General features: G+C 70.7%; 26 protein-coding genes and 1 riboswitch. Of the genes, 14 read left to right on the top strand and 12 right to left on the bottom strand.

Features of this window, described 5'->3' with window-relative positions; all coding sequences use genetic code 11:
- Nucleotides 1-10: 10 nt before the first annotated feature.
- From ACIRR8_RS03830 to ACIRR8_RS03800, 7 genes are all read right to left on the bottom strand, one after another.
- Nucleotides 11-211: a hypothetical protein gene (locus ACIRR8_RS03830; protein ID WP_404058539.1), complete on the bottom strand. Its 201-nt coding sequence runs from the start codon at nt 209-211 to the stop codon at nt 11-13.
- A gap of 49 nt (nt 212-260) precedes the next feature.
- On the bottom strand, nt 261-893 hold the full coding sequence (locus tag ACIRR8_RS03825; RefSeq protein WP_404058537.1) for an ArsR/SmtB family transcription factor: 633 nt from the start codon (nt 891-893) through the stop codon (nt 261-263).
- A 76-nt stretch (nt 894-969) separates the two neighbouring features.
- Complete coding sequence (locus tag ACIRR8_RS03820; protein WP_404058535.1) at nt 970-1,950, bottom strand: glycine betaine ABC transporter substrate-binding protein; 981 nt, start codon at nt 1,948-1,950, stop codon at nt 970-972.
- Between the two features lie 2 nt (nt 1,951-1,952).
- Complete coding sequence (locus tag ACIRR8_RS03815; protein WP_404058533.1) at nt 1,953-2,822, bottom strand: ABC transporter permease; 870 nt, start codon at nt 2,820-2,822, stop codon at nt 1,953-1,955.
- Complete coding sequence (locus ACIRR8_RS03810; protein WP_404058531.1) at nt 2,819-4,078, bottom strand: betaine/proline/choline family ABC transporter ATP-binding protein; 1,260 nt, start codon at nt 4,076-4,078, stop codon at nt 2,819-2,821. Before ACIRR8_RS03810 ends, ACIRR8_RS03815 begins: the two co-directional genes overlap by 4 nt.
- Entirely contained in the window at nt 4,071-4,718 is a 648-nt protein-coding gene (locus ACIRR8_RS03805; protein ID WP_109165439.1) for an ABC transporter permease, read from the bottom strand. The genes ACIRR8_RS03810 and ACIRR8_RS03805 overlap by 8 nt, the downstream gene beginning before the upstream one ends.
- 67 nt (nt 4,719-4,785) lie before the next feature.
- The gene (locus ACIRR8_RS03800) at nt 4,786-5,259 is read right to left on the bottom strand and encodes an Lrp/AsnC family transcriptional regulator (RefSeq protein ID WP_161030224.1); all 474 of its coding nucleotides are present in this window, start codon (nt 5,257-5,259) and stop codon (nt 4,786-4,788) included.
- Between the two features lie 122 nt (nt 5,260-5,381).
- Here ACIRR8_RS03800 and hppD point away from each other — a divergent pair, with 122 nt between their 5' ends.
- Nucleotides 5,382-6,527: a 4-hydroxyphenylpyruvate dioxygenase gene (gene hppD / locus ACIRR8_RS03795; protein ID WP_404058529.1), complete on the top strand. Its 1,146-nt coding sequence runs from the start codon at nt 5,382-5,384 to the stop codon at nt 6,525-6,527.
- A gap of 92 nt (nt 6,528-6,619) precedes the next feature.
- Here hppD and ACIRR8_RS03790 read toward each other — a convergent pair whose 3' ends face one another.
- Entirely contained in the window at nt 6,620-8,395 is a 1,776-nt protein-coding gene (locus ACIRR8_RS03790) for a tetratricopeptide repeat protein (RefSeq protein WP_404058527.1), read from the bottom strand.
- Between the two features lie 98 nt (nt 8,396-8,493).
- Here ACIRR8_RS03790 and ACIRR8_RS03785 point away from each other — a divergent pair, with 98 nt between their 5' ends.
- On the top strand, nt 8,494-9,861 hold the full coding sequence (locus tag ACIRR8_RS03785; RefSeq protein ID WP_404058525.1) for an FAD-binding oxidoreductase: 1,368 nt from the start codon (nt 8,494-8,496) through the stop codon (nt 9,859-9,861).
- Between the two features lie 46 nt (nt 9,862-9,907).
- On the opposite strand, the gene ACIRR8_RS03780 is transcribed toward ACIRR8_RS03785, so the two are convergent.
- Nucleotides 9,908-10,390: an SsgA family sporulation/cell division regulator gene (locus tag ACIRR8_RS03780; protein ID WP_404058523.1), complete on the bottom strand. Its 483-nt coding sequence runs from the start codon at nt 10,388-10,390 to the stop codon at nt 9,908-9,910.
- A gap of 249 nt (nt 10,391-10,639) precedes the next feature.
- On the opposite strand from ACIRR8_RS03780, the gene ACIRR8_RS03775 reads away from it, so the two are divergent.
- Together ACIRR8_RS03775 and ACIRR8_RS03770 are read left to right on the top strand one after the other, a co-directional pair.
- Nucleotides 10,640-12,193: an RDD family protein gene (locus ACIRR8_RS03775; protein WP_404058521.1), complete on the top strand. Its 1,554-nt coding sequence runs from the start codon at nt 10,640-10,642 to the stop codon at nt 12,191-12,193.
- 146 nt (nt 12,194-12,339) lie between these two features.
- Nucleotides 12,340-13,047 (top strand): RDD family protein, encoded by a 708-nt coding sequence (locus tag ACIRR8_RS03770; RefSeq protein ID WP_404058519.1) that lies wholly within the window; start codon nt 12,340-12,342, stop codon nt 13,045-13,047.
- A gap of 63 nt (nt 13,048-13,110) precedes the next feature.
- On the opposite strand, the gene ACIRR8_RS03765 is transcribed toward ACIRR8_RS03770, so the two are convergent.
- Nucleotides 13,111-13,449, bottom strand: a complete 339-nt coding sequence (locus ACIRR8_RS03765; RefSeq protein ID WP_404058517.1) for a hypothetical protein — start codon at nt 13,447-13,449, stop codon at nt 13,111-13,113.
- A gap of 369 nt (nt 13,450-13,818) precedes the next feature.
- Here ACIRR8_RS03765 and ACIRR8_RS03760 point away from each other — a divergent pair, with 369 nt between their 5' ends.
- Both ACIRR8_RS03760 and ACIRR8_RS03755 read left to right on the top strand, forming a co-directional pair.
- Entirely contained in the window at nt 13,819-16,230 is a 2,412-nt protein-coding gene (locus ACIRR8_RS03760) for an immune inhibitor A domain-containing protein (protein WP_404058515.1), read from the top strand.
- Nucleotides 16,231-16,354: 124 nt separating this feature from the next.
- Complete coding sequence (locus ACIRR8_RS03755) at nt 16,355-16,738, top strand: hypothetical protein (RefSeq protein WP_404058513.1); 384 nt, start codon at nt 16,355-16,357, stop codon at nt 16,736-16,738.
- Between the two features lie 15 nt (nt 16,739-16,753).
- On the opposite strand, the gene ACIRR8_RS03750 is transcribed toward ACIRR8_RS03755, so the two are convergent.
- On the bottom strand, nt 16,754-17,350 hold the full coding sequence (locus tag ACIRR8_RS03750) for an isochorismatase family protein (protein WP_404058511.1): 597 nt from the start codon (nt 17,348-17,350) through the stop codon (nt 16,754-16,756).
- A 217-nt stretch (nt 17,351-17,567) separates the two neighbouring features.
- Nucleotides 17,568-18,911, bottom strand: a complete 1,344-nt coding sequence (locus ACIRR8_RS03745) for a nicotinate phosphoribosyltransferase (RefSeq protein WP_404058509.1) — start codon at nt 18,909-18,911, stop codon at nt 17,568-17,570.
- A 79-nt stretch (nt 18,912-18,990) separates the two neighbouring features.
- On the opposite strand from ACIRR8_RS03745, the gene clpS reads away from it, so the two are divergent.
- The 8 genes from clpS (at nt 18,991) to ACIRR8_RS03705 (ending at nt 25,635) form a co-directional block, all read left to right on the top strand.
- Complete coding sequence (clpS, locus tag ACIRR8_RS03740; RefSeq protein ID WP_356754085.1) at nt 18,991-19,308, top strand: ATP-dependent Clp protease adapter ClpS; 318 nt, start codon at nt 18,991-18,993, stop codon at nt 19,306-19,308.
- 68 nt (nt 19,309-19,376) lie between these two features.
- Nucleotides 19,377-19,988 (top strand): DUF2017 domain-containing protein, encoded by a 612-nt coding sequence (locus tag ACIRR8_RS03735; RefSeq protein ID WP_404058506.1) that lies wholly within the window; start codon nt 19,377-19,379, stop codon nt 19,986-19,988.
- A gap of 323 nt (nt 19,989-20,311) precedes the next feature.
- On the top strand, nt 20,312-21,757 hold the full coding sequence (locus ACIRR8_RS03730; RefSeq protein ID WP_404058504.1) for an amino acid permease: 1,446 nt from the start codon (nt 20,312-20,314) through the stop codon (nt 21,755-21,757).
- A gap of 160 nt (nt 21,758-21,917) precedes the next feature.
- Nucleotides 21,918-22,340: a Mov34/MPN/PAD-1 family protein gene (locus ACIRR8_RS03725; protein WP_404058502.1), complete on the top strand. Its 423-nt coding sequence runs from the start codon at nt 21,918-21,920 to the stop codon at nt 22,338-22,340.
- Nucleotides 22,341-22,428: 88 nt separating this feature from the next.
- A riboswitch (cobalamin riboswitch) is annotated at nt 22,429-22,528 on the top strand.
- 59 nt (nt 22,529-22,587) lie between these two features.
- The gene (locus ACIRR8_RS03720; protein ID WP_404058500.1) at nt 22,588-23,583 is read left to right on the top strand and encodes an ABC transporter substrate-binding protein; all 996 of its coding nucleotides are present in this window, start codon (nt 22,588-22,590) and stop codon (nt 23,581-23,583) included.
- Complete coding sequence (locus ACIRR8_RS03715; RefSeq protein ID WP_404058498.1) at nt 23,580-24,620, top strand: FecCD family ABC transporter permease; 1,041 nt, start codon at nt 23,580-23,582, stop codon at nt 24,618-24,620. The genes ACIRR8_RS03720 and ACIRR8_RS03715 overlap by 4 nt, the downstream gene beginning before the upstream one ends.
- A 31-nt stretch (nt 24,621-24,651) precedes the next feature.
- Nucleotides 24,652-25,449 carry an ABC transporter ATP-binding protein gene (locus ACIRR8_RS03710; RefSeq protein ID WP_404058496.1) on the top strand — a complete coding sequence of 266 codons (798 nt, stop codon included), beginning with the start codon at nt 24,652-24,654 and terminating at the stop codon, nt 25,447-25,449.
- 69 nt (nt 25,450-25,518) lie between these two features.
- A complete protein-coding gene (locus ACIRR8_RS03705) occupies nt 25,519-25,635 on the top strand; it encodes a putative leader peptide (RefSeq protein WP_309544402.1) in 117 nt (38 codons plus the stop codon).
- Nucleotides 25,636-25,682: the final 47 nt, after the last annotated feature.

The raw sequence follows: 25,682 nt of genomic DNA, 5'->3' as shown, positions 1-25,682 counted from the left end.
AGGCGGTCGGCTAAGCGGTGCGGAACGGGCGGGCGCGGGGCGTCGGCGGGCCGCTGCGAGCCATCCGGAGGCCGACCTCGACCATCGTCCAGCCGATGCGGGTGCGCAGCCGGACGCGGGGGAGGCGGAACTCCCTTGCCTCGTGCTGCAGTTCGGCGGCCCGGTCGGCGTGCAGGGTGAGGTGGATGTCCGCGTGCGTGTCGGCGTGCATGAGTGATTCCCTTCTCGGTGTCGGCTGTCGGGTGCGCTGCTCATCGAGATCATTCGGACGGGCGGGGGAAGGTGTGCAGATGGGTCCGCACGACCGCCGAACCCTCGGTGTCCTCCGGGACGCGGTCCCGGTAGCTCTCCACGACGGCGTGGAGCTTCTCGTACAGCTCCTGCGCCAGCTCGGGCGTGAGGCGCAGCTTGAAGTCGCTCATGTCCCAGCCCCGCTGCCACTCCTGCGGCCACTCGTCCATCGTGCCGAGCCAGGTGTTCAGCTCCTGGGCGTGGGTCGTGGCCGTCTCGTGCAGGACGACGTCGATGGCCCCGCGTACCTCCGGGTCGGCGTGGGACCGGAAGTCGGCGCTCTCGACCATCGTTCCGTCGTGCACCGACCGCCACCACCGCTCCCGGCCCTTGCCCAGCTCCGGAGCGTCCTCGACCAGGCCGGATTCGGCCAGTTGGCGCAGGTGGTAGCTGGTCGCGCCGCTGGACTCGCCCAGCCGCTCGCCGAGCCCGGAGGCGGTGGCGGGGCCGAACTCCCGCAGGGAGTTGAGCAGTCGGATCCGCAGCGGGTGCGCGAGGGTGCGCAACGTACGGGCGTTGATGTTGTGGATGTTCCGCCCGCCGGCCGGGGCGTCAGCAGGGGCAGGGGCAGGGGCGCGCCGCGCGGTCTCGTTCTCCGTCATGCCTCGACCGTAGCCTTGCAAAGATATCTTTGCAAGGAGTTTTTGCAACGCGCTCTTTGTAACTCGCCCCGCCCTCTCACCCCTCCTCGATGAACCCCTCCGCCACCAGCCACTCCTTCGCCACCTCGTGCGGGTCCTCCCCGTCCACGTCCACCTTCGCGTTCAGCGTCTGCGCCACCTCGGTGGTCAGCTTCCTGGCGAGCGGGTCCAGGAGTTCCGCGATCACCGGGTACTTCTCGAAGGTGGCCAGGTGGACGACCGGGGACGCGTTGTAGTTGGGGAAGAAGTTCTTGTCGTCCTCCAGCACGTCCAGGTCCATCGCCTTGATCCGGCCGTCGGTGGTGAACACCTCGCCCAGCAGGCAGGAGTTGGACTCGGAGACCTGGGTGTAGATGATCCCGGCGTCCATCTTCTTGATGTTGCCCGCCGGGATCTTCATCCCGTACTTCTTCTCCATCCCGGGCAGTCCGTCGTCGCGGGAGGCGAACTCGTTCTCCACACAGATCGTCACCGCGCCCGGGTCCTTCTTCGCCAGGGCGGCCACGTCCGAGAGGGTCTTCAGCTGGTACCTGGCGTTGTTCTTCTTGCTGATGGCCAGGGCGTACGTGTTGTCGAGGGGGGCCGGCGGCAGCCAGACCACCCCGTTGCCCTTGTCCTCGTCCCGGACCGCCTCGTACTGCTTCTTCGGGTCCACGATCGGGTTCTCGTGGCCCAGGAACGTGATCCAGCCGGTGCCGGTGTAGTCCCACTGCGCGTCGGCGTCACCGTTGATGATGGCCTCGCGCGCGCTGATGGACCCCGGCAGGTTCGTGCGGTCCAGGACCTCCGCCCCGGCCGCCTTGAAGACCAGGCCGGTCATCTGGCCGAGGATGATGTTCTCGCTGAAGTTCTTCGAGGTCACCGTCAGCGTGGCGCCCTTGAGCGGCTCGCCCTGCCCGACCGAGCCCGGCGACACGTCGTCCACCATCGGCGAACCGCTCTTGAGCCCGCAGCCGCCCGCCAGCAGCACCAAGGACGCGGCGGCCGCCAGGCCCCGGACACCGTAGGCACTCCTCATCCTCACTGTTCCTCCAACCCGCGGGGCGTCAGCGCCAGTTCGGCCAGCGAGGCCAGCCAGTCCACCAGCAGCGCCAGCACCACCGTCAGCACCGACCCGATGATCAGCACCGGCATCCGCTGCGTCTGGATCCCCGAGGTGATCAGGTCGCCGAGCCCGCCGCCTCCGCCGAACGTGGCCAGCGTCGCCGTACCGACGTTCAGGACCAGCGCCGTTCGGACGCCCGCCAGGATCAGCGGCACCGCCAGCGGCAGCTCCACCCTCAGCAGGACGCCCCGCCCGGACATCCCCATCCCGCGCGCCGCCTCGATCATGTTCGGCTCGATCGCCCGCAGGCCCGCCACCGTGTTGGAGAGCACCGGCAGCACCGCGTAGATCACGATCCCGATGATCGCCGTCCGGGGCCCGATGCCCAGCCAGATCACCAGCAGCGCCAGCAGACCGATCGCCGGGGTGGCCTGCCCGATGTTGGCCAGTGCCGTGAACGCCGGGGCCGCCTTCCGCAGCCGCCGCCGGGTCAGCGCGATGCCCAGCGGGATGGCGATGATCAGCACCCAGAAGGTGGAGATCGCCGTCAGGCGCACGTGCTGCCACCAGCGCAGCTGCACGTTGCCGCCGGAGAGCGAGTTCTCCGCGATCGAGTCCAGGTGGATGTTGGTGATCCACACGTAGGTGATGCCCAGGACGACCAGAAGCACCGCCGGGAGGACCACCAGCTTGCGCCAGGTGATCCGGCGCGCCGGGGCAGCCGGGGCGGGAGAGGGGTCGCTCTCCTCGTCGTGGAAGGCGTGGCCCTTGACGTCGTGTTCGCCCGGTGGCCGGGTCGGTGTGGCCGGGCTCTTGCCGGAGCCGGACTGGTGGCTGGGGCTCATGCTCCGCCGCCACCTCCCTCCAGCTCCTGCCCGGTCTGGTGGCCGCGCTGCTCCGCCAGGTCGTGCTGGTGCTCCATCGCCGTCAGCCGGTCGGCCTCCAGCAGCTCCTGCACGTTGTCCATCAGCGTCTTCATGTCGACGACCCCGATGAACTCACCGCGCCGCCCGGTCACCGCGACCCGGCCGCCGCTGTCGGTCAGCACCGCCTCCAGCGCGTCGTGCAGCGTGGCGTCCCGGGTCACCGTGTCGTGCACCAGCTGCCCGGCCCGCGCCAGCGAACCGCGCGCCCGCATCAGGTCGCCGCGCCGCAGCCACTTGTACGGGCGGTTGCGGCGGTCCAGCATCAGCAGTTCGTTGTGCGGGCCGTTGCGCAGCTTGTTGAAGATCGTCTGGAGCGGGTCCTCGACCGTCACCGTCGGGAACTCCGCGATGCCCACGTCCCGTACCCGGGTGAGGTTGAGCCGCTTGAGGGCCGCGCCCGCCCCGACGAAGCCGGAGACGAAGTCGTCCGCCGGGTTGGTGAGGATCGCCTCGGGGGTGTCGAACTGCGCGATGTGCGACCGTTCCCGCAGCACCGCGATCCGGTCGCCGAGCTTGATCGCCTCGTCGAAGTCGTGGGTGACGAACACGATCGTCTTGTGCAGCTCGTGCTGGAGCCGGATCAGCTCGTCCTGGAGGTGGTCGCGGGTGATCGGGTCGACCGCCCCGAACGGCTCGTCCATCAGCAGGACGGGCGGGTCGGCGGCGAGCGCACGCGCCACGCCCACCCGCTGCTGCTGGCCCCCCGAGAGCTGGCGCGGGTAGCGGCCGTGGAACTCGCGCGGGTCCAGCCCCACCAGGTCCAGCATCTCCTCCACCCGGTCCTTCACCCGGGACTTGGACCAGCCGACCATCTTCGGGACCAGCGCGATGTTGTCGGCGACCGTCATGTGCGGGAAGAGGCCGGAGGACTGGATCGCGTACCCGATCTTCCGGCGCAGCTTCACCGGGTCGATGTCGGTGACGTCCTCGTCGTCGATCCTGATCCGGCCCGAGGTGGGCTCGATCAGCCGGTTGATCATCTTCAGTGTGGTGGACTTCCCGCAGCCGGACGGGCCGACGAAGATCACGGTCTCGCCGGCCTTGATCTCCATCGAGACGTTGTCGACGGCCGGGTTCGGGTTCCCCGGGTACTTCTTGGTGAGGTTCTCCAACTGGATCGTGGCCCCGGAGGCGGTGGCGCTCTCTCTCGCCGGAACGGTCTCGGTCTCAGGCACGGATCCCCCTCGGGATGGTCAGCCGTCCCAGCAGGACGTACGCGGCGTCGAAGAGCAGGGCGAGGACGACGATGCCGAGCGTGCCCGCCAGGACCTGGTTGATGGCGTTGGCGCTGCCGAGCGAGGCGATGCCCCGGAAGATCTCGTTGCCGAGACCGGGCCCGGAGGCGTACGCGGCGATGGCGGCGATCCCCATCAGCATCTGGGTGGAGACCCGGATCCCGGTCAGGATCGGCGGCCAGGCGAGCGGCAGCTCCACCCGGCAGAGCCGCGCCGTCCGGGACATCCCGATGCCCGTCGCCGCGTCCACCAGCGCGGGATCGACCCCCCGCAGCCCCACGATGGCGTTGCGGACGATGGGCAGCAGCCCGTACAGCGTCAGGGTGATCACCGTCGGCGCCACCCCGAGCCCCACCAGCGGGATCAGCAGACCGATCGCGGCCAGCGAGGGGATGGTGAGGATCGTCGCCGTGGAGCTGATGGCCAGCGAGCCGCCCCAGCCGCTGCGGTAGGCCACCACGGCGATGAGCACACCCAGCACGGTCGCGATGACCATGCACTGGAAGACGGCGCTGGCGTGCTGGAACGCGTCCGTGAGGAGCTGCTGGTGTCGGGTGTTCAGATACTCCCAGAAGCTCACACGGCGCTCCTTCGGTTCGGTCGGCGGTCGGGCTTCCGGGATCTTCCTCTGCCCGCATTTCCCCGGCTCAGACGGTGTCCTTCGCCGCTTGTTCCACCAGCGGGATGATCCGCAGCGGAACCGGGTTCTCCATGACGATCGCCGTGGAGGCCCGGACGATGCCATCAAATCCGACAACCCGGTCGATCACCCGCTGGAGATCGGCGTTGGAGCGGGCCACCAGCCGGCACAGCATGTCCCCGGTGCCGGTGGTGGTGTGCAGCTCCAGCACCTCCGGTACGCCGTCCAAATGGGCCCGGACGTCGGCGCCTTGGCCCTGCTTGATCTCCAGCGTTGCGAACGCGGTGACCGGATAGCCGAGCGCGGCCGGGTCCACGTCGGGGCCTAGCCCCCGGATGACGCCATTCGACTGAAGGCGGTCCAGCCGCGCCTGCACGGTTCCGCGCGCCACCCCGAGCCGCCGGGATGCTTCGAGGACGCCGATGCGGGGCTCCCGCGCGAGCAGCACGATGAGCCGGCCGTCCAGATGATCGATCGCCATGAGCCCGCCTCCGGTGGTCACCCTGTACAGATAGCCCGGCCATCATGGCTAGCGACTGCACATATTGACCAGTGAATACGCAAACTATTGCGCACCTTGCGGCGCGGGGAGAGCCTTCACATATGACTGAGACTCTGCACACCAGCCCTGACACCGCCGCGCAGGCCGACCGCTTCCCGGTCAAGGGAATGGACGCGGTCGTCTTCGCCGTGGGCAACGCCAAGCAGGCCGCGCACTACTACTCCACCGCCTTCGGCATGAAGCTCGTGGCCTACTCCGGACCGGAGAACGGCAGCCGCGAGACCGCGAGCTACGTCCTCACCAGCGGCGCCGCCCGCTTCGTCTTCACCTCGGTGATCAAGGCGTCCTCCGAGTGGGGCACCTTCCTCGCCGACCATGTCGCCGAGCACGGTGACGGGGTCGTCGACCTCGCCATCGAGGTCCCGGACGCCCGCGCCGCCTACGCGTACGCCGTGGAACACGGCGCCCGCGGTCTCACCGAGCCGCACGAGGTCAAGGACGAGCACGGCACCGTCGTCCTCGCCGCCATCGCCACGTACGGCAAGACCCGCCACACCCTGGTGGAGCGCTCCGGCTACGACGGCCCCTACCTCCCCGGTTTCGCCGCCGCCTCCCCGATCGTGGAGCCGCCGGCCAAGCGGACCTTCCAGGCCATCGACCACTGCGTCGGCAACGTGGAGCTCGGCCGGATGAACGAGTGGGTCGGCTTCTACAACGAGGTCATGGGCTTCACCAACATGAAGGAGTTCGTGGGCGACGACATCGCCACCGAGTACTCCGCCCTGATGTCGAAGGTCGTCGCCGACGGCACGCTGAAGGTGAAGTTCCCGATCAACGAGCCGGCGATCGCGAAGAAGAAGTCGCAGATCGACGAGTACCTGGAGTTCTACGGCGGCGCCGGCGTCCAGCACATCGCGCTCGCCACCAACGACATCGTCTCCACGGTCCGGTCGATGCGCGCGGCCGGTGTGCAGTTCCTGGACACCCCCGACTCGTACTACGACACCCTCGGCGAGTGGGCCGGCGAGACCCGGGTGCCGGTCGAGACGCTGCGCGAGCTGAAGATCCTGGTCGACCGCGACGAGGACGGCTACCTGCTGCAGATCTTCACCAAGCCGGTCCAGGACCGCCCGACCGTCTTCTTCGAGATGATCGAGCGCCACGGCTCCATGGGCTTCGGCAAGGGCAACTTCAAGGCCCTCTTCGAGGCGATCGAGCGCGAGCAGGAGAAGCGCGGCAACCTCTGAGCCTCCCCGGCTCCTGAACCTCCCACATACGCCACCGCGGCCCGGGGCAGCACCCTGGACCGCGGTGGCGTATGCCGTTCTCCACGGCCGTGCTAGGGAGACTTCGAGGCGTCGGCCGCCACCGCGGCCGGGCTGCTCGGGGCCGCCTTCGACGGGGCCGGGGCCGACTGGGAAGGAGCGGGCGCGGGGGCCTCGGGCTCGGGGGACTCCCGCTTCGGCTCGGGCTTCGGTTCCTGCTTCGGCTCCCGTTTGGGTTCGGGCTTCGGCTCGGCCTCCCGCTTCGGCTCAGGCGCCGGCGGGGGCGGGGGAGGCGGCGGCTGCATGTCCCCCGGCCCGCCCGGCGGCGGCTCGCCGAGCGTCTCCAGTGCCTCCCGGGCCTTCGGCGCCTCCAGCGGTGAGAAGGCCGGGTTGGTGCGCAGCGCCTCCTCCAGATGGCGGCGGGCCGGGCCGTACCGCGCCAGCTCCCGTTCGATCACGCCCAGGTGGTACGCGTACGAGGCGTTCCGCACGCCCGTCTCCACCGCCTGCCGCGCGTACTCCACCCCCTCCTCCGACTTGCCCGCCCGGTGCAGCGCCCAGCCCAGCGCGTCCGCCACCGCCGCACTGCGGTGCTGCTTCCTCCACTGGCCGCGCAACAGCTCCACCGCCACCGCCGGGTCCCCGTGGTCGCTCTCGTACCGGGCCCGGATCAACGACTCGTCGACCCCGGCCGCCTTCGCCTGCTCCAGCAGCTCGCCGAGCTCCTCGTACTGGCTCTTCGCGTCGCCGTCGAGCTCCAGGGACGCGTACAGCTCGCCGAGTTCGAGGGCGTACGCCGGGCGCGGAAGCTCGGTGATGACGCTCTGGTACGCGGCCACCGCCTCGTCCGTCCGGTCCAGCGCCACCAGCGCCCGGGCCTTGCCCGCCAGGGACGCGTGGTGGCCGGCGTCCGTGCGCAGCGCCGCGTCGAACTGCGCCACCGCCTCCTCCGCCTCCCCCCGCTCCCAGGCCAGCTCGCCGAGCCGGTGCAGCGCCTCGGCCTTCTCGGCGGGCGTCGTCGCGCGGTCGGCGGCCTCGCGGGCGGTGGCCAGCGCGTCCTCGCGCCAGCCCTGGCCCCGGTAGAGGTCGGCGGTGCGGGCCAGAGCCGGGACGCCCTTGCGCAGTTCGCCGAACTTCTCCGTCGCCGCGGTCGCCGCCTTGACGTCCCCCAGACCGGTGTAGGCGTCGATGAGGACCGGATACACGCGCCAGGTCTTCGGCTCCTGCTTCCGCACCGTCTCGCCCCACCGCTTCGCCGCCAGGAAGTCGTGGCGCGCGTTGGCCAGCGCCGCCATCCCGACCCACGCCTCCCCGTTCCCGCGCTCACCCGGCCGCGCCGCCAGCGACCGCTTCAGCGCCTCCTCCGCCCGCCCGAAGTACGCCGCGTCCGCCGAGCGCCGCCCCCACTCCACGTACGCCGAACCGAGCGTCGCCCACGACGGCGCGTCGCCGGGATGCGCCTCCACCCACTTCTGCCGGTCCCCGATCAGCGCGGTCAGGTCGGAGAGGGAGGCGGGGGAGCCCGCGGTCGCCGCCGCCTCTGCCCGCTCCACCGGCCCCGGCTCCTTCGCCCGGTCGTCCTTCCCGTCCGGTACGGCCACCAGCGCCCCGGCCAGCAGCACCCCCGCCGCCAGCGCCCCGAACGCGGCCCGGCGCAGAGTCGTCCGCAGCGTGGGCGGCGGAGGCGGTACGGCGGTGGCGCCTTCGGCGGGCATCACGTAAGGGTCCGCACCGGGCGTCGCGTCGCGCGGCGCCCGCGGGTCCTGCGGGTCCTGCGGGTCCTGCGGTTCCTGCGGGGACGGCTCGGGCGGCCGGCGGGACTCGGGATCCTGCTGGGGCATGACATCCATGGCCATCACTGTGCGTCAGTCATACGAGCACACCGCACCTTGGGATCGCTCCCGCCGACGGGTTCACACCATTGGCCCCCGAGTGCCACGCTGGAACCATGAGCGATCTTCTCGAACGCCTGCGCACCGGGCTGCCGGCCGAGGCCCTGATCACGGATCCGGACGTCACCACGTCCTACGCCCACGACATGGCGAGCTTCTGCGAGGCCGGCACCCCGGCCGTCGTCGTGCTCCCGCGCACGGTCGAGCAGGTCCAGCACGTCATGCGCACCGCCACAGAGCTGCGCGTCCCGGTCGTCCCGCAGGGCGCGCGGACCGGCCTGTCCGGCGCGGCCAACGCCTCGGACGGCTGCATCGTGCTCTCGCTGGTGCGGATGGACCGGATCCTGGAGATCAGCCCGGTCGACCGGATCGCCGTCGTCGAGCCGGGCGTCATCAACGCGGTGCTGTCACGTGCGGTCAACGAACACGGCCTCTACTACCCGCCGGACCCCTCCAGCTGGGAGACGTGCACGATCGGCGGCAACATCGGCACGGCCTCCGGCGGACTGTGCTGCGTGAAGTACGGGGTCACCGCCGAGTACGTCCTCGGTCTGGACGTCGTCCTGGCCGACGGGCGGCTCCTGACCACCGGCCGCCGGACGGCGAAAGGTGTCGCCGGATACGACCTGACCCGGCTCTTCGTCGGCTCCGAAGGCAGCCTCGGGATCGTCGTCAAAGCCGTCCTCGCGCTGAAACCGCAGCCGCCGCAACAGCTCGTGCTGGCCGCCGAGTTCCCGTCGGCAGCCGCCGCCTGTGACGCTGTGTGCCGGATCATGGAGCGCGGTCACACCCCGTCACTCCTCGAACTGATGGACCGGACGACCGTGCGTGCCGTCAACCAGCTGGCCTCCATGGGACTGCCGGAGACCACCGAGGCGCTCCTCCTCTGCGCCTTCGACACACCGGACCCTGCCGCCGACCTCGCCGCCGTCGGAGCGCTCTGCACGGCCGCCGGAGCCACCGAAGTGGTCCCGGCCGACAACCCGGCCGAGTCCGAACTCCTCCTCCAGGCCCGCCGGATGTCGCTCACCGCGCTGGAGGCCGTCAAGTCCGCCACGATGATCGACGACGTCTGCGTACCGCGCTCCCGGCTCGGCGAGATGCTCGCGGGCACGGCGGCCATCGCCGAGCGGTACGACCTCACCATCGGCGTCTGCTCCCACGCGGGCGACGGCAACACCCACCCCGTCGTCTGCTTCGACCACACCGACGCCGACGAGTCCCGCCGGGCCCGGGAGTCCTTCGACGCGATCATGGCGCTCGGTCTGGAGCTGGGCGGGACCATCACCGGCGAACACGGCGTCGGCGTCCTCAAGAAGGAGTGGCTCGCCCGCGAACTGGGCGAGACCGGTATCGAGTTGCAGCGCGGTATCAAGGCCGCCTTCGACCCGCTCGGCCTCCTCAACCCCGGCAAGCTCTTCTGACACCCGCTGCTCACGGGGCCCTCATGCCCGCTCGCCACGGGGGCCCTCACGCCTCACCGTCCTGGGACGGCGACTCGTCCGCCGACCACGGGTCGCTCAGCCACAGGTCGTCCGCCGGCAGCGGGGCCAGCAGCTCGGCCAGCGCCTCGTCGATCCCGAGCCGGTCGCTCTCCGTGCCCGGCGGCACCACGCGCAGAGTGCGCTCGACCCAGGCGGCCACGGCGGCCGCGGGGACTTCGAGGAGGGCGTTGCCGTCCGGGGAGGTGAGGGCCACGCAGATCACGCTGCGGTTCTGGATCTTCGTCGGCCAGATCCGTACGTCCCCGTGCCCGCACGGCCGGAACACGCCCTCCACCAGCAGCTCCCGCGCGAACGTCCAGTGCACGGGCGAATCGGAGGAGATGTGGAAGGCGATGTGCACGGCGTACGGGTCGTCCGTGCGGTAGGTCAGCCGGGCGGGGACCGGGATGGACCGCTCGGGGGAGAGGACGAGCTTCAGCTCCAGCTCACGTTCCACGATGTTCATCACGAGAATGCACGACCTTCCGGTGCTCCTGGGCCGGTCCCGCTGACCGTCCCGCACAAGGAGAGAGCGCCCTCCCCGCCACCTATTACGCGACTTCTCAAAAAAACTTCGATCCATCATGAAAGTGGTCCCAAACAGGCGGACCGGCCCGGGGATACGTGGCGGTCTGGTAGATGTGGACCCTTGTATTGAGGCCGTCCGCCCTCCCGGCGCCGAACGGCCTGAGGCCTCGAAGAGATACGGGACCCGCTGATGAGCGCGCCAACTCCGGCACCCGGTGACGACAGCCCCCGTGAGGGCTACTACCCCGACCCCTCCATCCCCGGTTACGTCCGGTACTGGAACGGCGCGTCCTGGGTGCCGGGTACGAGCCGCCCCGCGCCGCAGCAGGCGGCTCCGGCCGCCGCCCCTGTCACGGCCGCTCCGCAGGCGGGTGCGCAGGCCGGGCCGGTGGAGGAGACCGGGCCGATCTTCTTCGACGAGGAGGACGGGCTTCCGGAAGGCTCGGACGGGTCGGGTGGGCAGGGCGGGTCTTCGGGGGCGGACGCCGGGTCCGTCTGGCAGGCGGACTCCGCGCGCCAGACCGGTTTCGGCGGCGAGCGGGACCGCCGGGTCTCCTGGCCCGACCCGGCATCGGAACCGGCCGCCGACCCCGGGGCACCTCGCGCGCAGGACCCGACCGGCGGCGCGCTGCCGGGGATGCGGGACGGCGGAGGCGGCGGCCGGCCGGCGGAGGAGGCCGGTGCGCGGCCGCCGGCCGAGGGCACGGTGACGATCCGCGCGGTGGGCCCGCAGAAGGTGACCGGCGCGCAGAGCCGGAGCGGGGCGCAGAACGTGAGCGCGGCGGAGAACCTGAGTCCCGCTCAGGCCCCCGGACCCCGGGCGCTCCCGACCCCGGCACCCGCTCCGGCCCCTCCCGCCCAGCCCCTCCCGGCCCGGGCCGCCGCCCGGCAGGAGGCCCCGCAGGGACCGGTCCAGGCCCCCGCCGCCACCTCCGTACCCACGCCGTCCCCGGCGCCCGCTCCTCCGGCGGCCCTGCACACGCCGCTCACCCAGGGCCCCGGCGGCGGTTCGGCGTCGTGGGCGCAGCAGGCCCACCCACTGGCTCAGCCGGAACAACAGCAGCCACAGCAGTACCAGCAGGCCCCGCAGTCCCCGCAACACCACCAGCAACAAGCCCCCCACCAACACCCCCTGCCCCACCAGCAACAGCGGCCTTCGTTCGCGCAGTCCGGTTCCGGCGCGGCGCCGGACCAGCCCGTCGTGCCCTGGAAGCCGCCGGTGGCCGATGACCCCTTCCAGCAGCTCGTCCGCTCGCAGGCGGCGGCCCGGCCCGCCGGGCTCGGCAAGCGGTTCGCGGCGCGGCTGGTCGACAACCTGGTGCTCGGCATGGTCGTCGGCGCGGTGGCCATCCCTCTCGGCACCCAGGCCATGGACCACATCGACCGGAAGATCACGGCGGCGAAGCAGACCGGCGAGACCGTCACCGTCTGGCTGCTGGACTCCACCACCGGGACGCTGCTGGGGGCGTTGTTCGCGGCCTTCCTCCTCCTAGGCTTCCTCCTGGAGGCGCTGCCCACCGCCAAGTGGGGCCGGACGCTCGGCAAGAAGCTGTTCGGGCTCGACGTCCGGGACATCGAGTCCCACGACGCGCCCACCCTCGGGGCGGCCCTGCGCCGCTGGCTCGTCTACGGGCTGCTGGGGCTCCTGGTCATCGGCGTGGCCAACGTCCTCTGGTGCCTGATCGACCGCCCGTGGCGCCAGTGCTGGCACGACAAGGCGGCCCGCACGTTCGTGGCGGGCTGAGCGGGGACCGGACCCGGCTGGACGGGGACCGGACCCGGCTGGACGGGCAGGGCCCGCGGCCCCGCCGTAAACTCGTTTGCCGCCCCGCGTCCCCCGAACGCACCTGAGCCGTTGCGGGCCCCGGTGGCACGGGATGCACTGCCCCCATGAGCAACGACCAGCCGACGCCCGGCCAGCCGCCCGAGGACGACGATCCGTTCCTCAAGAAGCCGCAGGAGCCTCCGCCGCCGTCAGACGGTCAGCCGCCGACGGGAGGACAGCCGACGGGAGGTCAGCCGCCTTACGGCCAGCCGCCGTACGGGAGTGCGCCGCCTCCTCCGCCCCCGCCGCCTCCGCCGAACGACCCGTACGGAAGCGGCGGCGGTTTCGGGGCGCCGGATCCGCTGGCCGGGATGCCGCCGCTGGCCGAGCCGGGCAAGCGGATCCTGGCGCGGCTGATCGACTTCCTCATCATCTCGATCCCGCTGTACCTGATCTCGCTGCCGTGGGGCGGGGCCATCGATGTCGACGGGAACGACGGTGACGGGTTCGACGCCGCCTACAGCGGCCACCAGTTCCTGTGGTCGCTGATCGGCCTGGTGGTCTACGTCGCGTACGACACGTACTTCACCCACAAGGACGGCCGGACCCTCGGCAAGCGCCTGCTCAAGCTCCGCGTGGCCATGCTGAACGACGGCCGGGTGCCGGACACCGGCGCCGCGCTGATGCGGGCCGTCGTCCTTTGGGCTCCGGCGCTGCTGTGCTGCCCGTGCCTGTGGTGGCTGATCAACATCGTGCTGATGTTCACGGACAAGCCCTACCGGCAGGGGCTCCAGGACAAGGCGGCCAAGACCGTGGTGGTCGTGGCCAGGTAGGCACGCGGAAGCAGCCGGGCGGGTGCGTCGTCCTCCCGTCCGGCTGCCGAAGGCGCGGGTCGCTCAGCGGCCCAGCGAGTGCTGCCGGTCCGCCTGCCGGGACGAGCGGCCGGCCGGCACCCGCTGCCGGGCTCCTACGCCTTCCAGGGCGTGGTGCGCACGGGCGGTGGAGGCGGCGGCGTGGGCGGTGTGCGGATGCGCCGTCCGGCCCGTGGCGGTAGCCGCCCGGGGCTGTGCCTGCGGCAGGCGCAGGGCGACCAGCAGGCCGAGCGCGAGCCCGGTGGTGGCGGCGATGCCCACACCGATGCCCGATTCCGTACGGGAGAGCAGCAGCAGGGCGAGGGTCGTACAGATGACGGTGGCCGAACCGTAGACGAGCTGTGCGGCAGTCGGACGCGGCATGGCGTTCTTCCGTCCTCGGGACGTCGGATGGGCGGGCGGAGGTACGTGCACAGGTACCTTCCGACCCTACGACGGTGGATGCCCGACAGGGACCCGTAGTAAGCGTGACCTAACCCACGGTGCCGGTGCACAGGGGGCGCACGGAGTCACGCCTCTCGCCAACCGGACGGCGTGGCGCGCCCGTTGGCGGTGATCCTGTCCGCATATCGGGAAAGCGCTTCTACATAGTGCACTTGGCCTGTTCAAGTCAAGGTCTGTCTTTTCTCTCGCAACTCCGATCGAATGTCGTCACTTGTGACGCGTTGCGCGCGCGGCCCTCTCCATACCCCCCTGGCCGCTGCGCGGACGCCCGGGGAGGACTGCAATCAAGTGACCAATCAGAGACGGGCGCTTCGCGCCGCTGCTGTTGTCGTGGCCATGGCCGCGACGGCGGCGACGGCCTCGACCTTCGCCACCGCCCAGGCGCATGACACCACGTCAGGTTCCACCGCCTCCGCCGCTCCCACCGTCGACCGCCATGACCCGGCGCCCGGCAAGGGGCACGTGGAGCACAACCTCGAAGGTCCCTTCAGCGAGCAGCAGGCAGCGCAGCGGGAGGCCGCGCTGGAGCAGGTGCTCGCCGGGGACAAGAAGGTGACGACCAAGGCCGGTTCCAAGGTCGTCAAGCTCGGCGACAAGAAGTACGTGGAGCTCGGCCGGGAGAAGACCGACAAGATCTTCACCATCCTGCTGGAGTTCGGCGACAAGGTCGACGACACGACCATGTTCGACCCGGACGGCGACGGCCCCAAGCCGCCGGTCAAGAAGTACGGCGGCACGCCCGGCCCGGCGCACAACGAGATCGCCAAGCCGGACCCCAAGAAGGACAACAGCACCGCCTGGAAGGCCGATTACAACCAGGCGCACTTCGAGAAGCTGTACTTCGGCGAGGGCAAGAACGTCCACTCGCTCAAGACCTACTACGAGAAGACCTCCTCGGGCCGCTACTCGGTCGAGGGCCAGGTCTCCGACTGGGTGAAGGTCGACTACAACGAGGCCCGTTACGGCTCCAACTACTGCGGCCAGTCCAACTGCGCCAACGTCTGGGACGCGGTCCGCGACGGCGTCAACGCCTGGGTCGCCGACCAGAAGGCCAAGGGCCGCACCGACGCGCAGATCAAGGCGAACCTCGCTGAGTACGACCAGTGGGACCGCTACGACTACGACGGCGACGGCAACTTCAACGAGCCGGACGGCTACATCGACCACTTCCAGCTGGTCCACGCCGGCGAGGACGAGTCGGCCGGCGGCGGCGCCGAGGGCGAGAACGCCATCTGGGCGCACCGCTGGTACGCGTACGGCACCAACGCCGGTGCGACCGGCCCGGCCGACAACAAGGCCGGCGGCGCGCAGATCGGTGACACCGGCATCTGGGTCGGCGACTACACCGTCCAGCCCGAGAACGGCGGCCTCGGCGTCTTCGCCCACGAGTACGCCCACGACCTCGGCCTCCCGGACCTGTACGACACCTCCGGCGGCGGCGAGAACTCGGTCGGCTTCTGGTCCCTGATGTCGGCGGGCTCCTGGCTCGGCACCGGCAAGGGCGAGATCGGCAACCTGCCGGGCGACATGACCTCGTGGGACAAGCTCCAGCTGGGCTGGCTCGACTACGACACGGCCAAGGCGGGCAAGACCTCGCTGCACAAGCTGGGCGTCTCGGAGTACAACACCAAGGACCCGCAGGCGCTCGTCGTCGAGCTGCCGGCCAAGGCCGTCACCACCACCGTCGTCAAGCCCGCCCAGGGTGCGAAGCAGTGGTGGAGCGACCGGGGCGACAACCTGTCGAACACCCTGACCCGCTCGGTCGACCTGACCGGCAAGTCCTCGGCCAAGCTGGACCTTTCGGGCTGGTACGACATCGAGGCCGACTACGACTACCTCTACACCGAGGTGTCCGACAACGGCGGCACGAGCTGGACCGCGCTCGACGGCACCGCCGACGGCAAGGCCATCCCGCGCGACGCCAGCGACAAGCCGGCCCTGACCGACGTGTCCGGCGCGTACCAGAAGCTCTCCTTCCCCCTGGACGCCTACGCGGGCAAGAAGGTCGACCTCCGCTTCCGCTACCAGACGGACGGCGGCGCGGGCGGCAAGGGCTTCGCGGCCGACGAGATCACCATCACCGCCGACGGCGCCACCCTCTTCTCGGACAACGCCGAGGACGGTGACAACGGCTGGACGGTGAAGGGCTTCTCGCGGATCGGCGAGTCGTTCACGCAGGACTACCCGCAGTACTACATCGCGGAGAACCGCCAGTACGTGTCGTACGACGAGACCCTCAAGGTCGGCCCGTACAACTTCGGCTTCTCCACCACCCGTCCCGACTGGGTCGAGCACTACGCGTACCAGACGGGTCTGCTCGTCTGGCTCTGGGACACCTCCCAGAAGGACAACAACACCTCCGTCCACCCGGGCGAGGGTCTGATCCTGCCGGTCGACGCGCACGCGAAGCCGCTGAAGTGGAAGGACGGCTCGATCGTGCGCAACAAGATCCAGCCGTTCGACGCCCCGTTCAGCTGGTACCCGAACAAGGGCTTCACGCTCCATAACCAGGACGTGCCGCTGAAGATCCAGCCCTCGCTGGGCAACCCGGTCTTCGACGACCGCAAGGGCACCTACTGGTACAAGGAGAACCCGACGGGCAGTGTCAAGGTTTCTGACACCAACACCCGCATCTCCATCGTCCACGAGCCGCTGAGCGGCTCCACGATGACCGTGCTGGTCAGCCCCTCGGGTCGATAATTTCATAAAACCCCAGGTCAGGGCATGATCGGCCGTCGCCCTCTAGCGGGCGGCGGCCGATCGTGTTTAGGTGCGTCTTGTTCACATCCTTATTGACACGACGTCTCACGGGGGAGTGCGGAGCATGGCAGGCGGAGGTTTCTGCAGGTTGCCGAACGGCACGGTGGTGGTGGCCCTGACCCTCACCAGACCGGGCGGTACGGGATCGGATCCGGGCGTTCCGGTACGGGTCCTGGTCCACGCCGCGAACCGGGCGCGCGCCCTGACCAGGCTGCGCAACCTGGGGCTGCGGGCGGTGTACCTGCGCGGCAACGACCGGCCGCCGACGCCGGACGAGGTCACGGCGGTGCTGCACCACCCGGACGGCCTGCTCTGGCGGGCGGCGCCGCAGGCGGGCCCGGCCGCGCAGCCGGCGCTCGCGCTCCAGTCCTGCCAGGAGCTGTGGCACCCGATCCGGGCGCTGCTGGGCCCGGCCGGGCACGCCGGACCCGCCCGTCCGGCGGCGTAAGAGCTCTGCGGAGGCCTACAGGGCCTCGGCCACGACGGGCTTCCCGGAGAGCTTCACGCCCGCCGTGCGCAGCTCGTCCAGCGCCTTCTCGGTGGTCGCCGGCGCGACCCCGGCGGTCAGGTCGAGCAGCACCTGGGTGACGAAGCCCTCACGGGCAGCGTCCAGGGCGGTGGCCCGTACGCAGTGGTCGGTGGCGATCCCGACCACGTCGACCTCGGTGACGGACCGGTCGCGCAGCCACTGGGCGAGGCCGATCCCGTTCTCGTCGGCGCCCTCGAAACCGCTGTACGCGGCCGAGTACGCGCCCTTGTCGAAGACGGTGTCGATGGCCCCGGAGGCGACGGCGGGCGCGAAGTTCGGATGGAACCCGACGCCTTCCGTTCCGGCGACGCAGTGCACCGGCCAGGAGTCCACGTAGTCGGGGGTCTCGGAGAAGTGGTCACCGGGGTCGACATGGCAGTCCCGGGTGGCCACGACGTGCTGGTAGCCGGGCTGGGCCTCACCGATGAGGTCGGTGATGGCGGCGGCGACATCGGCACCGCCCGCCACCGCGAGGCTGCCGCCCTCGCAGAAGTCGTTCTGAACGTCCACGACGATCAATGCGCGGTGCATGGCGGGTGTCCTTAGGTGGGGAGAGAGCGGAGATGTTCAACGTTCACGGGGATGCCAACGAGCGTAGAGACTAGGGCCTGACAATCAACCCCTACCCGCTGGCGCCCATCCAGCCCGTCCGGGCGCCGTCCCAGCCCGTCCGGCGTTGGAGGACGGAACCGGCGCGGCGAGGCTCCCGCACCTTCCGAGGCCCGGGACCCGTCCGAGGCCCCCGGCCTCACACGTACTCCGTCCCGATCACCGGCTCCCCCCGGGACAACTGCATCGCCGACATGGGCAGCCCGGCCCGGGCGGAGACATGCCGCTCCCGAGCCGCCTCCAACGGCTCCCGGGCCACCACGACTCCACCCCGCACCAGCTCCACCAGCAGCTCCCGCCCCGCCAGCTCCTCCGGCACCGCACCGGTCCCGATCACCTCGGCCTCGGCCACGCCGCCCGCGTCCGCCCGCCGCGCCGCCCACTTGCGACCCCCGACCGACGACTTCGCGCCCATCGACTTCTTCGCGACCGGCACCAGCGGAGCATCCGCCTCCGCCTCCGCACCCACCGCCCCGCCGGCCCGCGCCACCAGCTTGTAGACCATCGAGCACGTGGGGTGCCCGCTCCCGGTGACCAGCTGCGTCCCGACCCCGTACGCGTCCACCGGCGCCGCCGCCAGCGAGGCGATCGCGTACTCGTCCAGATCCGACGTCACCACGATCTTCGTGCCCGTCGCCCCCAGCTCGTCCAGCTGCTGCCGCACCCGGTGCGCGACCAGCAGCAGGTCCCCGGAGTCGATCCGTACGGCACCCAGCTCCGGCCCAGCGATCTCCACCGCCGCCCGCACCGCCTCGGTCACGTCGTACGTGTCCACCAGCAGCGTCGTCCCGCGCCCCAGCGAGTCCACCTGCGCCCGGAACGCGTCCCGCTCGGTGTCGTGCAGCAGCGTGAAGGCGTGCGCACTCGTACCGACCGTCGGGATCCCGTACCGGAACCCGGCCGCCAGGTCCGAGGTGGCGTCGAACCCGCCGACGTACGCCGCACGCGCCGAGGCCACCGCCGACAGCTCGTGCGTCCGCCGCGCGCCCATCTCGATCAGCCGCCGCCCGCCCGCCGCGGCCGACATGCGCGAGGCGGCCGCCGCGATCGCGGAGTCGTGGTTGAGGATCGAGAGGATCACCGTCTCCAGCAGCACGCACTCCGCGAAGGAGCCTTCCACCCGCAGGATCGGCGAGCCCGGGAAGTACACCTCGCCCTCCGGGTAGCCCCAGATGTCGCCGCTGAAGCGGTAGCCCGCCAGCCATTCGAGCGTCGGCTCGTCCACTATCCGCTGCTGGCGCAGGAAGCCGATCATCTCGTCGTCGAAGTGGAAGTTCTCCACCGCGTCCAGCACCCGCCCGGTGCCCGCGACGACTCCGTACCGCCGCCCCTCGGGCAGCCGGCGGGTGAACGCCTCGAAGACGGAGTGCCGGCCGGCGGTGCCCGCCTTGAGGGCCGCCTGCACCATGGTCAGCTCGTACTGGTCGGTGAAGAGCGCGGTCGACGGAACGCCGACCCGTCGCCCGAGGTCCGCTGAGTTCATGGCTGGGATGCTACCCCCTATTCGTCAAAGTGACGAGATGTGGGGTCCGTTTGTGCGCGGGACCCGCCCGGGTGGCAGCATGGGACAGGTGAGCGTTGCTACCCCCGTAGAGATCGAACGTCCTGAATCCGCCGAGGAGACCTTCGCGGTCCCCGAGCCGGACGTCCCGTGGGTGACGCTCGTCCACAACGACCCGGTCAACCTCATGAGCTACGTGACCTACGTCTTCCAGGCCTACTTCGGCTACTCCAAGGACAAGGCCCACAAGCTCATGCTCGACGTGCACCAGAAGGGCCGCGCCGTCGTCTCCAGCGGGAGCCGCGAGGAGATGGAGCGCGACGTCCAGGCCATGCACGGCTACGGACTGTGGGCCACCCTCACCCAGGACCGCAACTAGCCCCTCCCGGACCAGCCCCTCCGGCGTCCCTGCCACCCCGCCCCGTACGACCCACCATCGGAGAACCCATGGCCGGCCATTTCGAGGCCACCCCCGGCGGCGGCGCGGCCGTCGCGCTCGACGAGGTCGAGATCTCGATCCTGCGCTCCCTCGCCGTGCAGCTGCTCGAACTGATCGGCCCGGGCGACGAACCCGCCGACGGCGAGGACCCGCTCGCCGCGCTCTTCGCCGAGGGCCCCAGCAAGCCGCCGTCCGACCCGGCCCTGGCCCGGCTCTTCCCGGACGCGTACGGCGGCCCGGACGGCTCGGCCCCCGAGGAGAAGCCGGAGGAGGAGCTGCGGGAGCTGTCCGCCGAGTTCCGCCGGTTCACCGAGAACGACCTGCGCTCCCGCAAGCGCGAGGACGCCCTCGCGGTCGTCCGGACGCTCGACGCCCTGACGCCCGTCGGCGACGGCGGAGCCGTCCTCACCCTCACCGCCGTCGAGTGCCGCTCCTGGCTCGGCTCGCTCAACGACCTGCGCCTCACCATCGGCACCCGGCTGGAGGTCTCCGACGAGGACGAGGGCGAGGACGGTTCGCTCTACCGGCTCCCGGACAGTGACCCGCGCAAGCCGATGGTGATGGCCTACCTCTGGCTCGGCGCGCTCCAGGAAACGCTCGTCGAGACACTGATGCCGTAATCCCCCGGACCCGATCGGAGAGGCGTCCGTGTTCGCTCAACGGACGCTCAGATCCGGGTAATGATCCCGCCAAGACATAAGCGCCATTCGTGGTGGATGGAGTTTCTTGTCCGCTTTTATCTGTGGGGTGCGCCACAGAATGTCCCATGGTGTCCTGTGACGGCCGTGATAAATCTTCACGATCGCCCGGGGACGCCACCCCTGTTCCCGGGGTCGCCACAAGCCGGCCGAACGCCGGTGGCACTCCATCCATATCCGGGGGGATCAGGACCTGATCCGCAGCCTTGACGGCGCGGATCGGCGTGGAGAAAGGCGCACCACACATGACATCGGCACAGGTCGACGAGGGACAGGCCGACAGCGGAAAGCCCGGAGCGCGATCCGGGGAGGCCGAGACCGGTGGCGAGGGGTACCAGCGAGGTCTGGGCGCCCGTCAGATCCAGATGATCGCCATCGGCGGAGCCATCGGTACCGGGCTCTTCCTCGGCGCGGGCAAGGCGATCGACCGGGCCGGACCCAGCCTCATCCTGGCCTACGTCCTCGCGGGCCTGGTCATCTTCTTCATCATGCGGGCGCTGGGCGAACTGCTCATGTACCGGCCGGTCTCCGGCTCCTTCTCGGAGTACGCCCGCGAATTCATCGGGCCCTTCTTCGGATTCGTCACCGGCTGGACGTACTGGCTGTTCTGGGTCGTCACCGGAATCACCGAAGTCACCGCCGCCGCCACCTATATGACGTACTGGTGGGACATTCCGCAGTGGCTGTCCGCACTCGTCTTCACCGTCATTCTGTACAGCGCCAACCTGATCTCCGTGAAGCTCTTCGGTGAGCTGGAGTTCTGGTTCTCCATGGTCAAGGTCACCGCGATCGTCGGCATGATCCTCATCTGCGCCGGTGTCCTGACCGTCGGCTTCTCCGACGCGGGTGACACCGCGACCGTCTCGAACCTCTGGAACGACGGCGGGTTCTTCCCGAACGGCGTCGGCGGCATGCTGATGACGCTCCAGATCGTCATGTTCGCCTTCCTCGCGGTCGAGCTCGTCGGCGTCACGGCAGGGGAGTCCAAGGACCCGAAGACCGTGCTGCCCAAGGCCATCAACACCGTGCCGTGGCGCATCGCCGTCTTCTACGTCGGCGCGCTGATCATGATCCTGTCGGTGGTGCCGTGGTCCACCTTCAAGCCGGGCGTCTCGCCGTTCGTGAAGGCCTTCGAGGAGATGGGGCTCGGCATCGGCGCCGCCATCGTCAACTTCGTCGTCCTGACCGCGGCGCTCTCCTCCTGCAACTCCGGCATGTACTCCACCGGCCGCATGCTCCGCGACCTGGCCATGAACGGACAGGGCCCGCGCGCCTTCACCAAGCTGACGAAGAACGGCCTGCCGCTCGTCGGCACCACCTTCTCCGCCGCGCTGATGCTCGTCGGCGTCTGGATCAACTACCAGTGGCCGGGCGAGGCGTTCAACTACGTCGTCTCCTTCGCGACCATCTCCGGCATGTGGGCCTGGATCATGATCCTGATCAGCCAGATCCGCTACCGCCGCCTCGCCGACCGGGGCGTGCTCCCGCAGTCCTCGTTCAAGGCGCCGGGAGCCCCGTACACCAGCTGGTTCGCGCTCGCCTTCATCGGCATGGTCATCGTGATGATGGCGGTCGACACGGAGGCCAGGATCTCGCTCTACTGCGCCCCGCTCTGGGCGCTCGTCCTCGGCGTCTCCTACCTGGTGCTCAAGTCGCGCGACCCGGAGAACACCGCCTTCGCCAAGCGCTGACCCGACCCCGAGGGCGGGCCCGGCGAACCCGGACCCACGACCTGCCCTCCTCCCGGACGCCCCGGCCGCTCACCCTCCCCCCACGGCCCCGGCGTCCACCATGCGGGCCCTCCCGTACCACCCACCGGTACGCGAGGGCCCGCATGCCTATCCTGGCGCCATGCTGACCATCACCCAGGCGCTCCACGACCAGATCGTCGCCCACTCCCGCGCCGACCACCCCGACGAGGCGTGCGGCGTGGTGGCGGGACCGGCCGGGACCGGGCGCCCCGAGCGCTTCATCCCGATGCTCAACGCCGCCCGCTCGCCCACGTTCTACGAGTTCGACTCCGGCGACCTCCTCAAGCTCTACCGCGAGATGGACGACCGGGACGAGGAGCCCGTGATCATCTACCACTCGCACACCGCGACCGAGGCCTACCCCTCCCGCACCGACGTCGCGTACGCCAACGAGCCCGGCGCCCACTACGTCCTGGTCTCCACCGCCGACACCGACGGCTCCGGCCCCTTCCAGTTCCGCTCGTACCGCATCGTGGACGGCGCGATCACCGAGGAAGACGTGCAGGTCGTCGCGGCGTACTGAGCGGTAGCGCGCCCTCCGGGGGCCCCGCCGACCCGCCGGACGGGTCTGGCACACTGCACCCCAGACCCGAACACAAGGCAGCGGGACCCAGGAAGCCGGTGCGAATCCGGTACGGTCCCGCCACTGTGACCGGGCAGCCCTCCCGTACGTACCGACGTACCGGACGGCGGCCCGGAAGCCAGGAACTGGCCCGCTGCCTTCTCCGCACCGACCAGGGGACGCGGAAATCCCCCGGAGAGGCCCCGCCATGTCCCGGCGCACCCCCGCGCTCATAGCCGCCGCCGTGCTGCTCCCGCTCGCCCTCACCGCCTGCTCCACCCCCGAGGGCGACGAGCCCACCGGGAACAAGGCCGCGGCGAAGAGCGACGGCTTCCCGTACACCGTCACCAACTGCGGTGTCACCACCACGTACCAGGCCCCGCCGAAGCGCGTGGTCACCATGAACCAGCACGTCACCGAGATCATGCTGGAGCTCGGCCTCACCAAGTCGCTCGTCGGCACCGCCTACCTCGACGACAAGGTCCTGCCGAAGTACGCGAAGGACTACGCCTCCGTCCCGGTCATCGCCAAGGAGTACCCCTCCTACGAGCAGGTCCTCGCCAGCAACCCGGACTTCGTCTACGGCGGCTACAGCAGCGCCTTCACGGCGGGCGACGGGCGTGGCCGCGAGGCGTTCAAGAAGTCCGGCATCGAGACCCGGCTCAACACCGAGAGCTGCGCCAAGGCCGACACCCCGATGGAGACCCTCTACGAGGAGATCCGCGAGGTCGGCCGCACCTTCGGCGTCACCGACCGCGCCGAGGCCTGGATCAAGCAGGCCGAGGCCGACAACGCGGCGACGGCGAAGAAGCTCAAGGACCTCAAGGCCCTCCCCGTCTTCGTCTACGACAGCGGCGACAAGACCGCGTTCACCGCGGGCGGCAAGGGCATCGGCAACGAGCTGATCAAGCGCGCCGGCGGCACCAACATCTTCGCCGACCTGGACAAGTCCTTCGGCGACGCCTCCTGGGAGAACGTCGTCGCCCGCAAGCCCGAGGCGATCGTGATCTACGACTACGGCTCCACCACCGTCGCCCAGAAGAAGAAGCGCCTCCTCGACGACCCGGCCCTCGCCGACATCCCGGCCATCAAGAACAAGCGCTTCGCGGTCATGCCGCTCTCCGACGCGGTCCTCGGCGTCCGCGTCCCCGCCGCCGTCGAGAAGCTCGCGGCCCAGCTCCACCCGGCGGCCACCACCTCGTGACCTGCCGCACCCCCGCACCGCGGCGGCTGCTCCGCTACACCCTGGTCGTCGGCGTCCTCGCCGCCCTCCTCGCCGCCGCCGCGGTCTCCGCCCTCGCCCTCGGCTCCGTCCGCATCCCGCCCGGCCAGGTCATCGACATCCTGACCGGCCGGGCGGAGGCGAGCCCGTTCCGCACGATCGTCCTGGACGTCCGGCTGCCCCGGGTCCTGCTCGGCATCGTCGTCGGCGCCGGACTCGCCGTCATCGGCACCGTCCTCCAGGCCCTCGTACGCAACCAGCTCGCCGACCCGTTCCTCCTCGGGGTCTCCTCCGGCGCCTCCACCGGCGCGGTCCTGGTGATCGTCCTCGGCATCGGCGCCACCCTCGCCACCACCGTCACGATCCCGGCCGCCGCCTTCGCCGGGGCGCTGCTCTCGCTGCTCCTCGTCTACACGCTGGCGCGCGGCGGGGGAGGCCTCACCACCAACCGGCTCGTCCTCGCCGGGGTCGCCGTCTCCTACATCCTCTCCGCGCTCACCAGCCTGATCCTGGTCACCTCCGCCCGCGCCGACCACCTCCAGGAAGTCCTCTACTGGACGCTCGGCGGCCTCGGCGCCGCCCGCTGGGACATGCTCGCGCTGCCGACGGTCACGCTGATCGCCGGCACGGCCGTACTCCTGACCCTGGCCCGGCCGCTCGACCTGCTCCTGGTGGGGGAGGAGGGCGCGACCGTCCTCGGCCTGGACACCGCCCGTTTCCGGGCCGCCGTCTTCGTCCTCGCCTCGCTGATGACCGGCGCGCTCGTCGCGTACAGCGGTGCGATCGGCTTCGTCGGCCTGATGGTCCCGCACATGGCCCGGATGGCGGTCGGCGCCTCGCACCGCGCGCTGCTGCCGGTGGTCGCGCTCGGCGGCGCGGTGTTCCTGGTCCTCGCCGACCTGGCCGCCCGCACGCTCGCGGCCCCGCAGGACATCCCGGTAGGCGTGCTCACCGCCCTCACCGGCGGCCCGTTCTTCCTGTGGATGCTGCGCCGCCGGCCGGAAGGAGCGCCGGCATGACCTCCGTACGTACGCCCGAGGGAGCCCGCCCGTGACCACCCTGCGCACCGAGGCACTCTCGTACGGCGTCGGCGAAGGCCGCCATCTGGTCGACGCGGTCGACCTCATCGCCGCCGACGGCGAGACCGTCGGCCTGGTCGGCCCCAACGGCAGCGGCAAGACCACGCTCCTGCGCTGCGTCTACGGCACCCTGCGCCCCACCCACGGCCGTGTCCTCCTGGACGGCGACGACCTCGCCACCCTCCCGGTGAAGGCCCGCGCCCAGCGCATCGCCACCGTCCCGCAGGAGAGCCACGCGGGCTTCGAACTCACCGTCGGCCAGGTCGTCGCGATGGGCCGCGCCCCGCACAAGCGGTTCTGGGAGGCCGACAACGCCGCCGACACCGCCCTGGTCACCGAGGCCCTCGACCGGGTCGGGATCGCCGCACTCGAACCCCGTACGTTCGCCTCCCTCTCCGGCGGCGAACGCCAACGCGCCCTGGTCGCCCGCGCCCTGGTCCAGCAGCCCGCGCTGGTCGTCCTGGACGAGCCGACCAACCACCTGGACATCCGCTACCAGCTGGAGATCCTCTCCCTGGTCCGGAACCTGGGCACCACCAACCTGCTGGCCCTGCACGACCTCAACCTCGCCGCGTACCACTGCGACCGCCTGTACGTCCTCAAGGACGGCCGCACCGTCGCCTCCGGCACCCCGGAGGAGGTCCTCACGGCCGAGCTGCTGGGCGAGGTCTACGGTGTCGCGGCCGAGGTCAGCACCCACCCGAAGACCGGCGCGCCCACGGTGGTCTACCTCCCGGAGAGCCCCGGCCGCCCCGCCCTGTCCACATAGCGGCCACTCACCATCCACGATGTGGGATCACACTCGGGTTTCCGGACCGGGAATCGATACGATGCCCGCATGGTTCCCCATGACGTGAGCAACAGGACGCCGGGCACGCTGCTCGTCGCGCGGCTGCACGTCGACCTGTGCAGGCTCAAGAGCGCGATCTGTCCCCCGCCCGCAGCCTGCCCGTGAGCCGCACGGCCTGAGTCACGGCCCGCGCGCCACCCACCTGCCCCACC

The sequence above is a fragment of the Streptomyces sp. NPDC101178 genome (assembly GCF_044767965.1).
Lineage (GTDB): Bacteria > Actinomycetota > Actinomycetes > Streptomycetales > Streptomycetaceae > Streptomyces.
The sequence above is the reverse complement of the archived record's forward strand: the minus strand, read 5'-3'. Positions and strand labels throughout refer to the sequence as shown.

Excerpts from the sequence above, each read along its gene's own strand:
- ACIRR8_RS03720 (WP_404058500.1), top strand. The coding sequence starts at position 22,588 with ATGTCCCGGCGCACCCCCGCGCTCATAGCCGCCGCCGTGCTGCTCCCG.
- ACIRR8_RS03830 (WP_404058539.1), bottom strand. The coding sequence starts at position 211 with ATGCACGCCGACACGCACGCGGACATCCACCTCACCCTGCACGCCGAC.
- ACIRR8_RS03775 (WP_404058521.1), top strand. The coding sequence starts at position 10,640 with ATGAGCGCGCCAACTCCGGCACCCGGTGACGACAGCCCCCGTGAGGGC.
- ACIRR8_RS03770 (WP_404058519.1), top strand. The coding sequence starts at position 12,340 with ATGAGCAACGACCAGCCGACGCCCGGCCAGCCGCCCGAGGACGACGAT.
- clpS (WP_356754085.1), top strand. The coding sequence starts at position 18,991 with ATGGGACAGGTGAGCGTTGCTACCCCCGTAGAGATCGAACGTCCTGAA.
- ACIRR8_RS03755 (WP_404058513.1), top strand. The coding sequence starts at position 16,355 with ATGGCAGGCGGAGGTTTCTGCAGGTTGCCGAACGGCACGGTGGTGGTG.
- ACIRR8_RS03750 (WP_404058511.1), bottom strand. The coding sequence starts at position 17,350 with ATGCACCGCGCATTGATCGTCGTGGACGTTCAGAACGACTTCTGCGAG.
- ACIRR8_RS03725 (WP_404058502.1), top strand. The coding sequence starts at position 21,918 with ATGCTGACCATCACCCAGGCGCTCCACGACCAGATCGTCGCCCACTCC.
- ACIRR8_RS03820 (WP_404058535.1), bottom strand. The coding sequence starts at position 1,950 with ATGAGGAGTGCCTACGGTGTCCGGGGCCTGGCGGCCGCCGCGTCCTTG.
- ACIRR8_RS03825 (WP_404058537.1), bottom strand. The coding sequence starts at position 893 with ATGACGGAGAACGAGACCGCGCGGCGCGCCCCTGCCCCTGCCCCTGCT.
- ACIRR8_RS03815 (WP_404058533.1), bottom strand. The coding sequence starts at position 2,822 with ATGAGCCCCAGCCACCAGTCCGGCTCCGGCAAGAGCCCGGCCACACCG.
- ACIRR8_RS03745 (WP_404058509.1), bottom strand. The coding sequence starts at position 18,911 with ATGAACTCAGCGGACCTCGGGCGACGGGTCGGCGTTCCGTCGACCGCG.
- ACIRR8_RS03790 (WP_404058527.1), bottom strand. The coding sequence starts at position 8,395 with ATGGATGTCATGCCCCAGCAGGATCCCGAGTCCCGCCGGCCGCCCGAG.
- ACIRR8_RS03735 (WP_404058506.1), top strand. The coding sequence starts at position 19,377 with ATGGCCGGCCATTTCGAGGCCACCCCCGGCGGCGGCGCGGCCGTCGCG.
- ACIRR8_RS03800 (WP_161030224.1), bottom strand. The coding sequence starts at position 5,259 with ATGGCGATCGATCATCTGGACGGCCGGCTCATCGTGCTGCTCGCGCGG.
- ACIRR8_RS03785 (WP_404058525.1), top strand. The coding sequence starts at position 8,494 with ATGAGCGATCTTCTCGAACGCCTGCGCACCGGGCTGCCGGCCGAGGCC.
- hppD (WP_404058529.1), top strand. The coding sequence starts at position 5,382 with ATGACTGAGACTCTGCACACCAGCCCTGACACCGCCGCGCAGGCCGAC.
- ACIRR8_RS03730 (WP_404058504.1), top strand. The coding sequence starts at position 20,312 with ATGACATCGGCACAGGTCGACGAGGGACAGGCCGACAGCGGAAAGCCC.
- ACIRR8_RS03705 (WP_309544402.1), top strand. The coding sequence starts at position 25,519 with ATGGTTCCCCATGACGTGAGCAACAGGACGCCGGGCACGCTGCTCGTC.
- ACIRR8_RS03765 (WP_404058517.1), bottom strand. The coding sequence starts at position 13,449 with ATGCCGCGTCCGACTGCCGCACAGCTCGTCTACGGTTCGGCCACCGTC.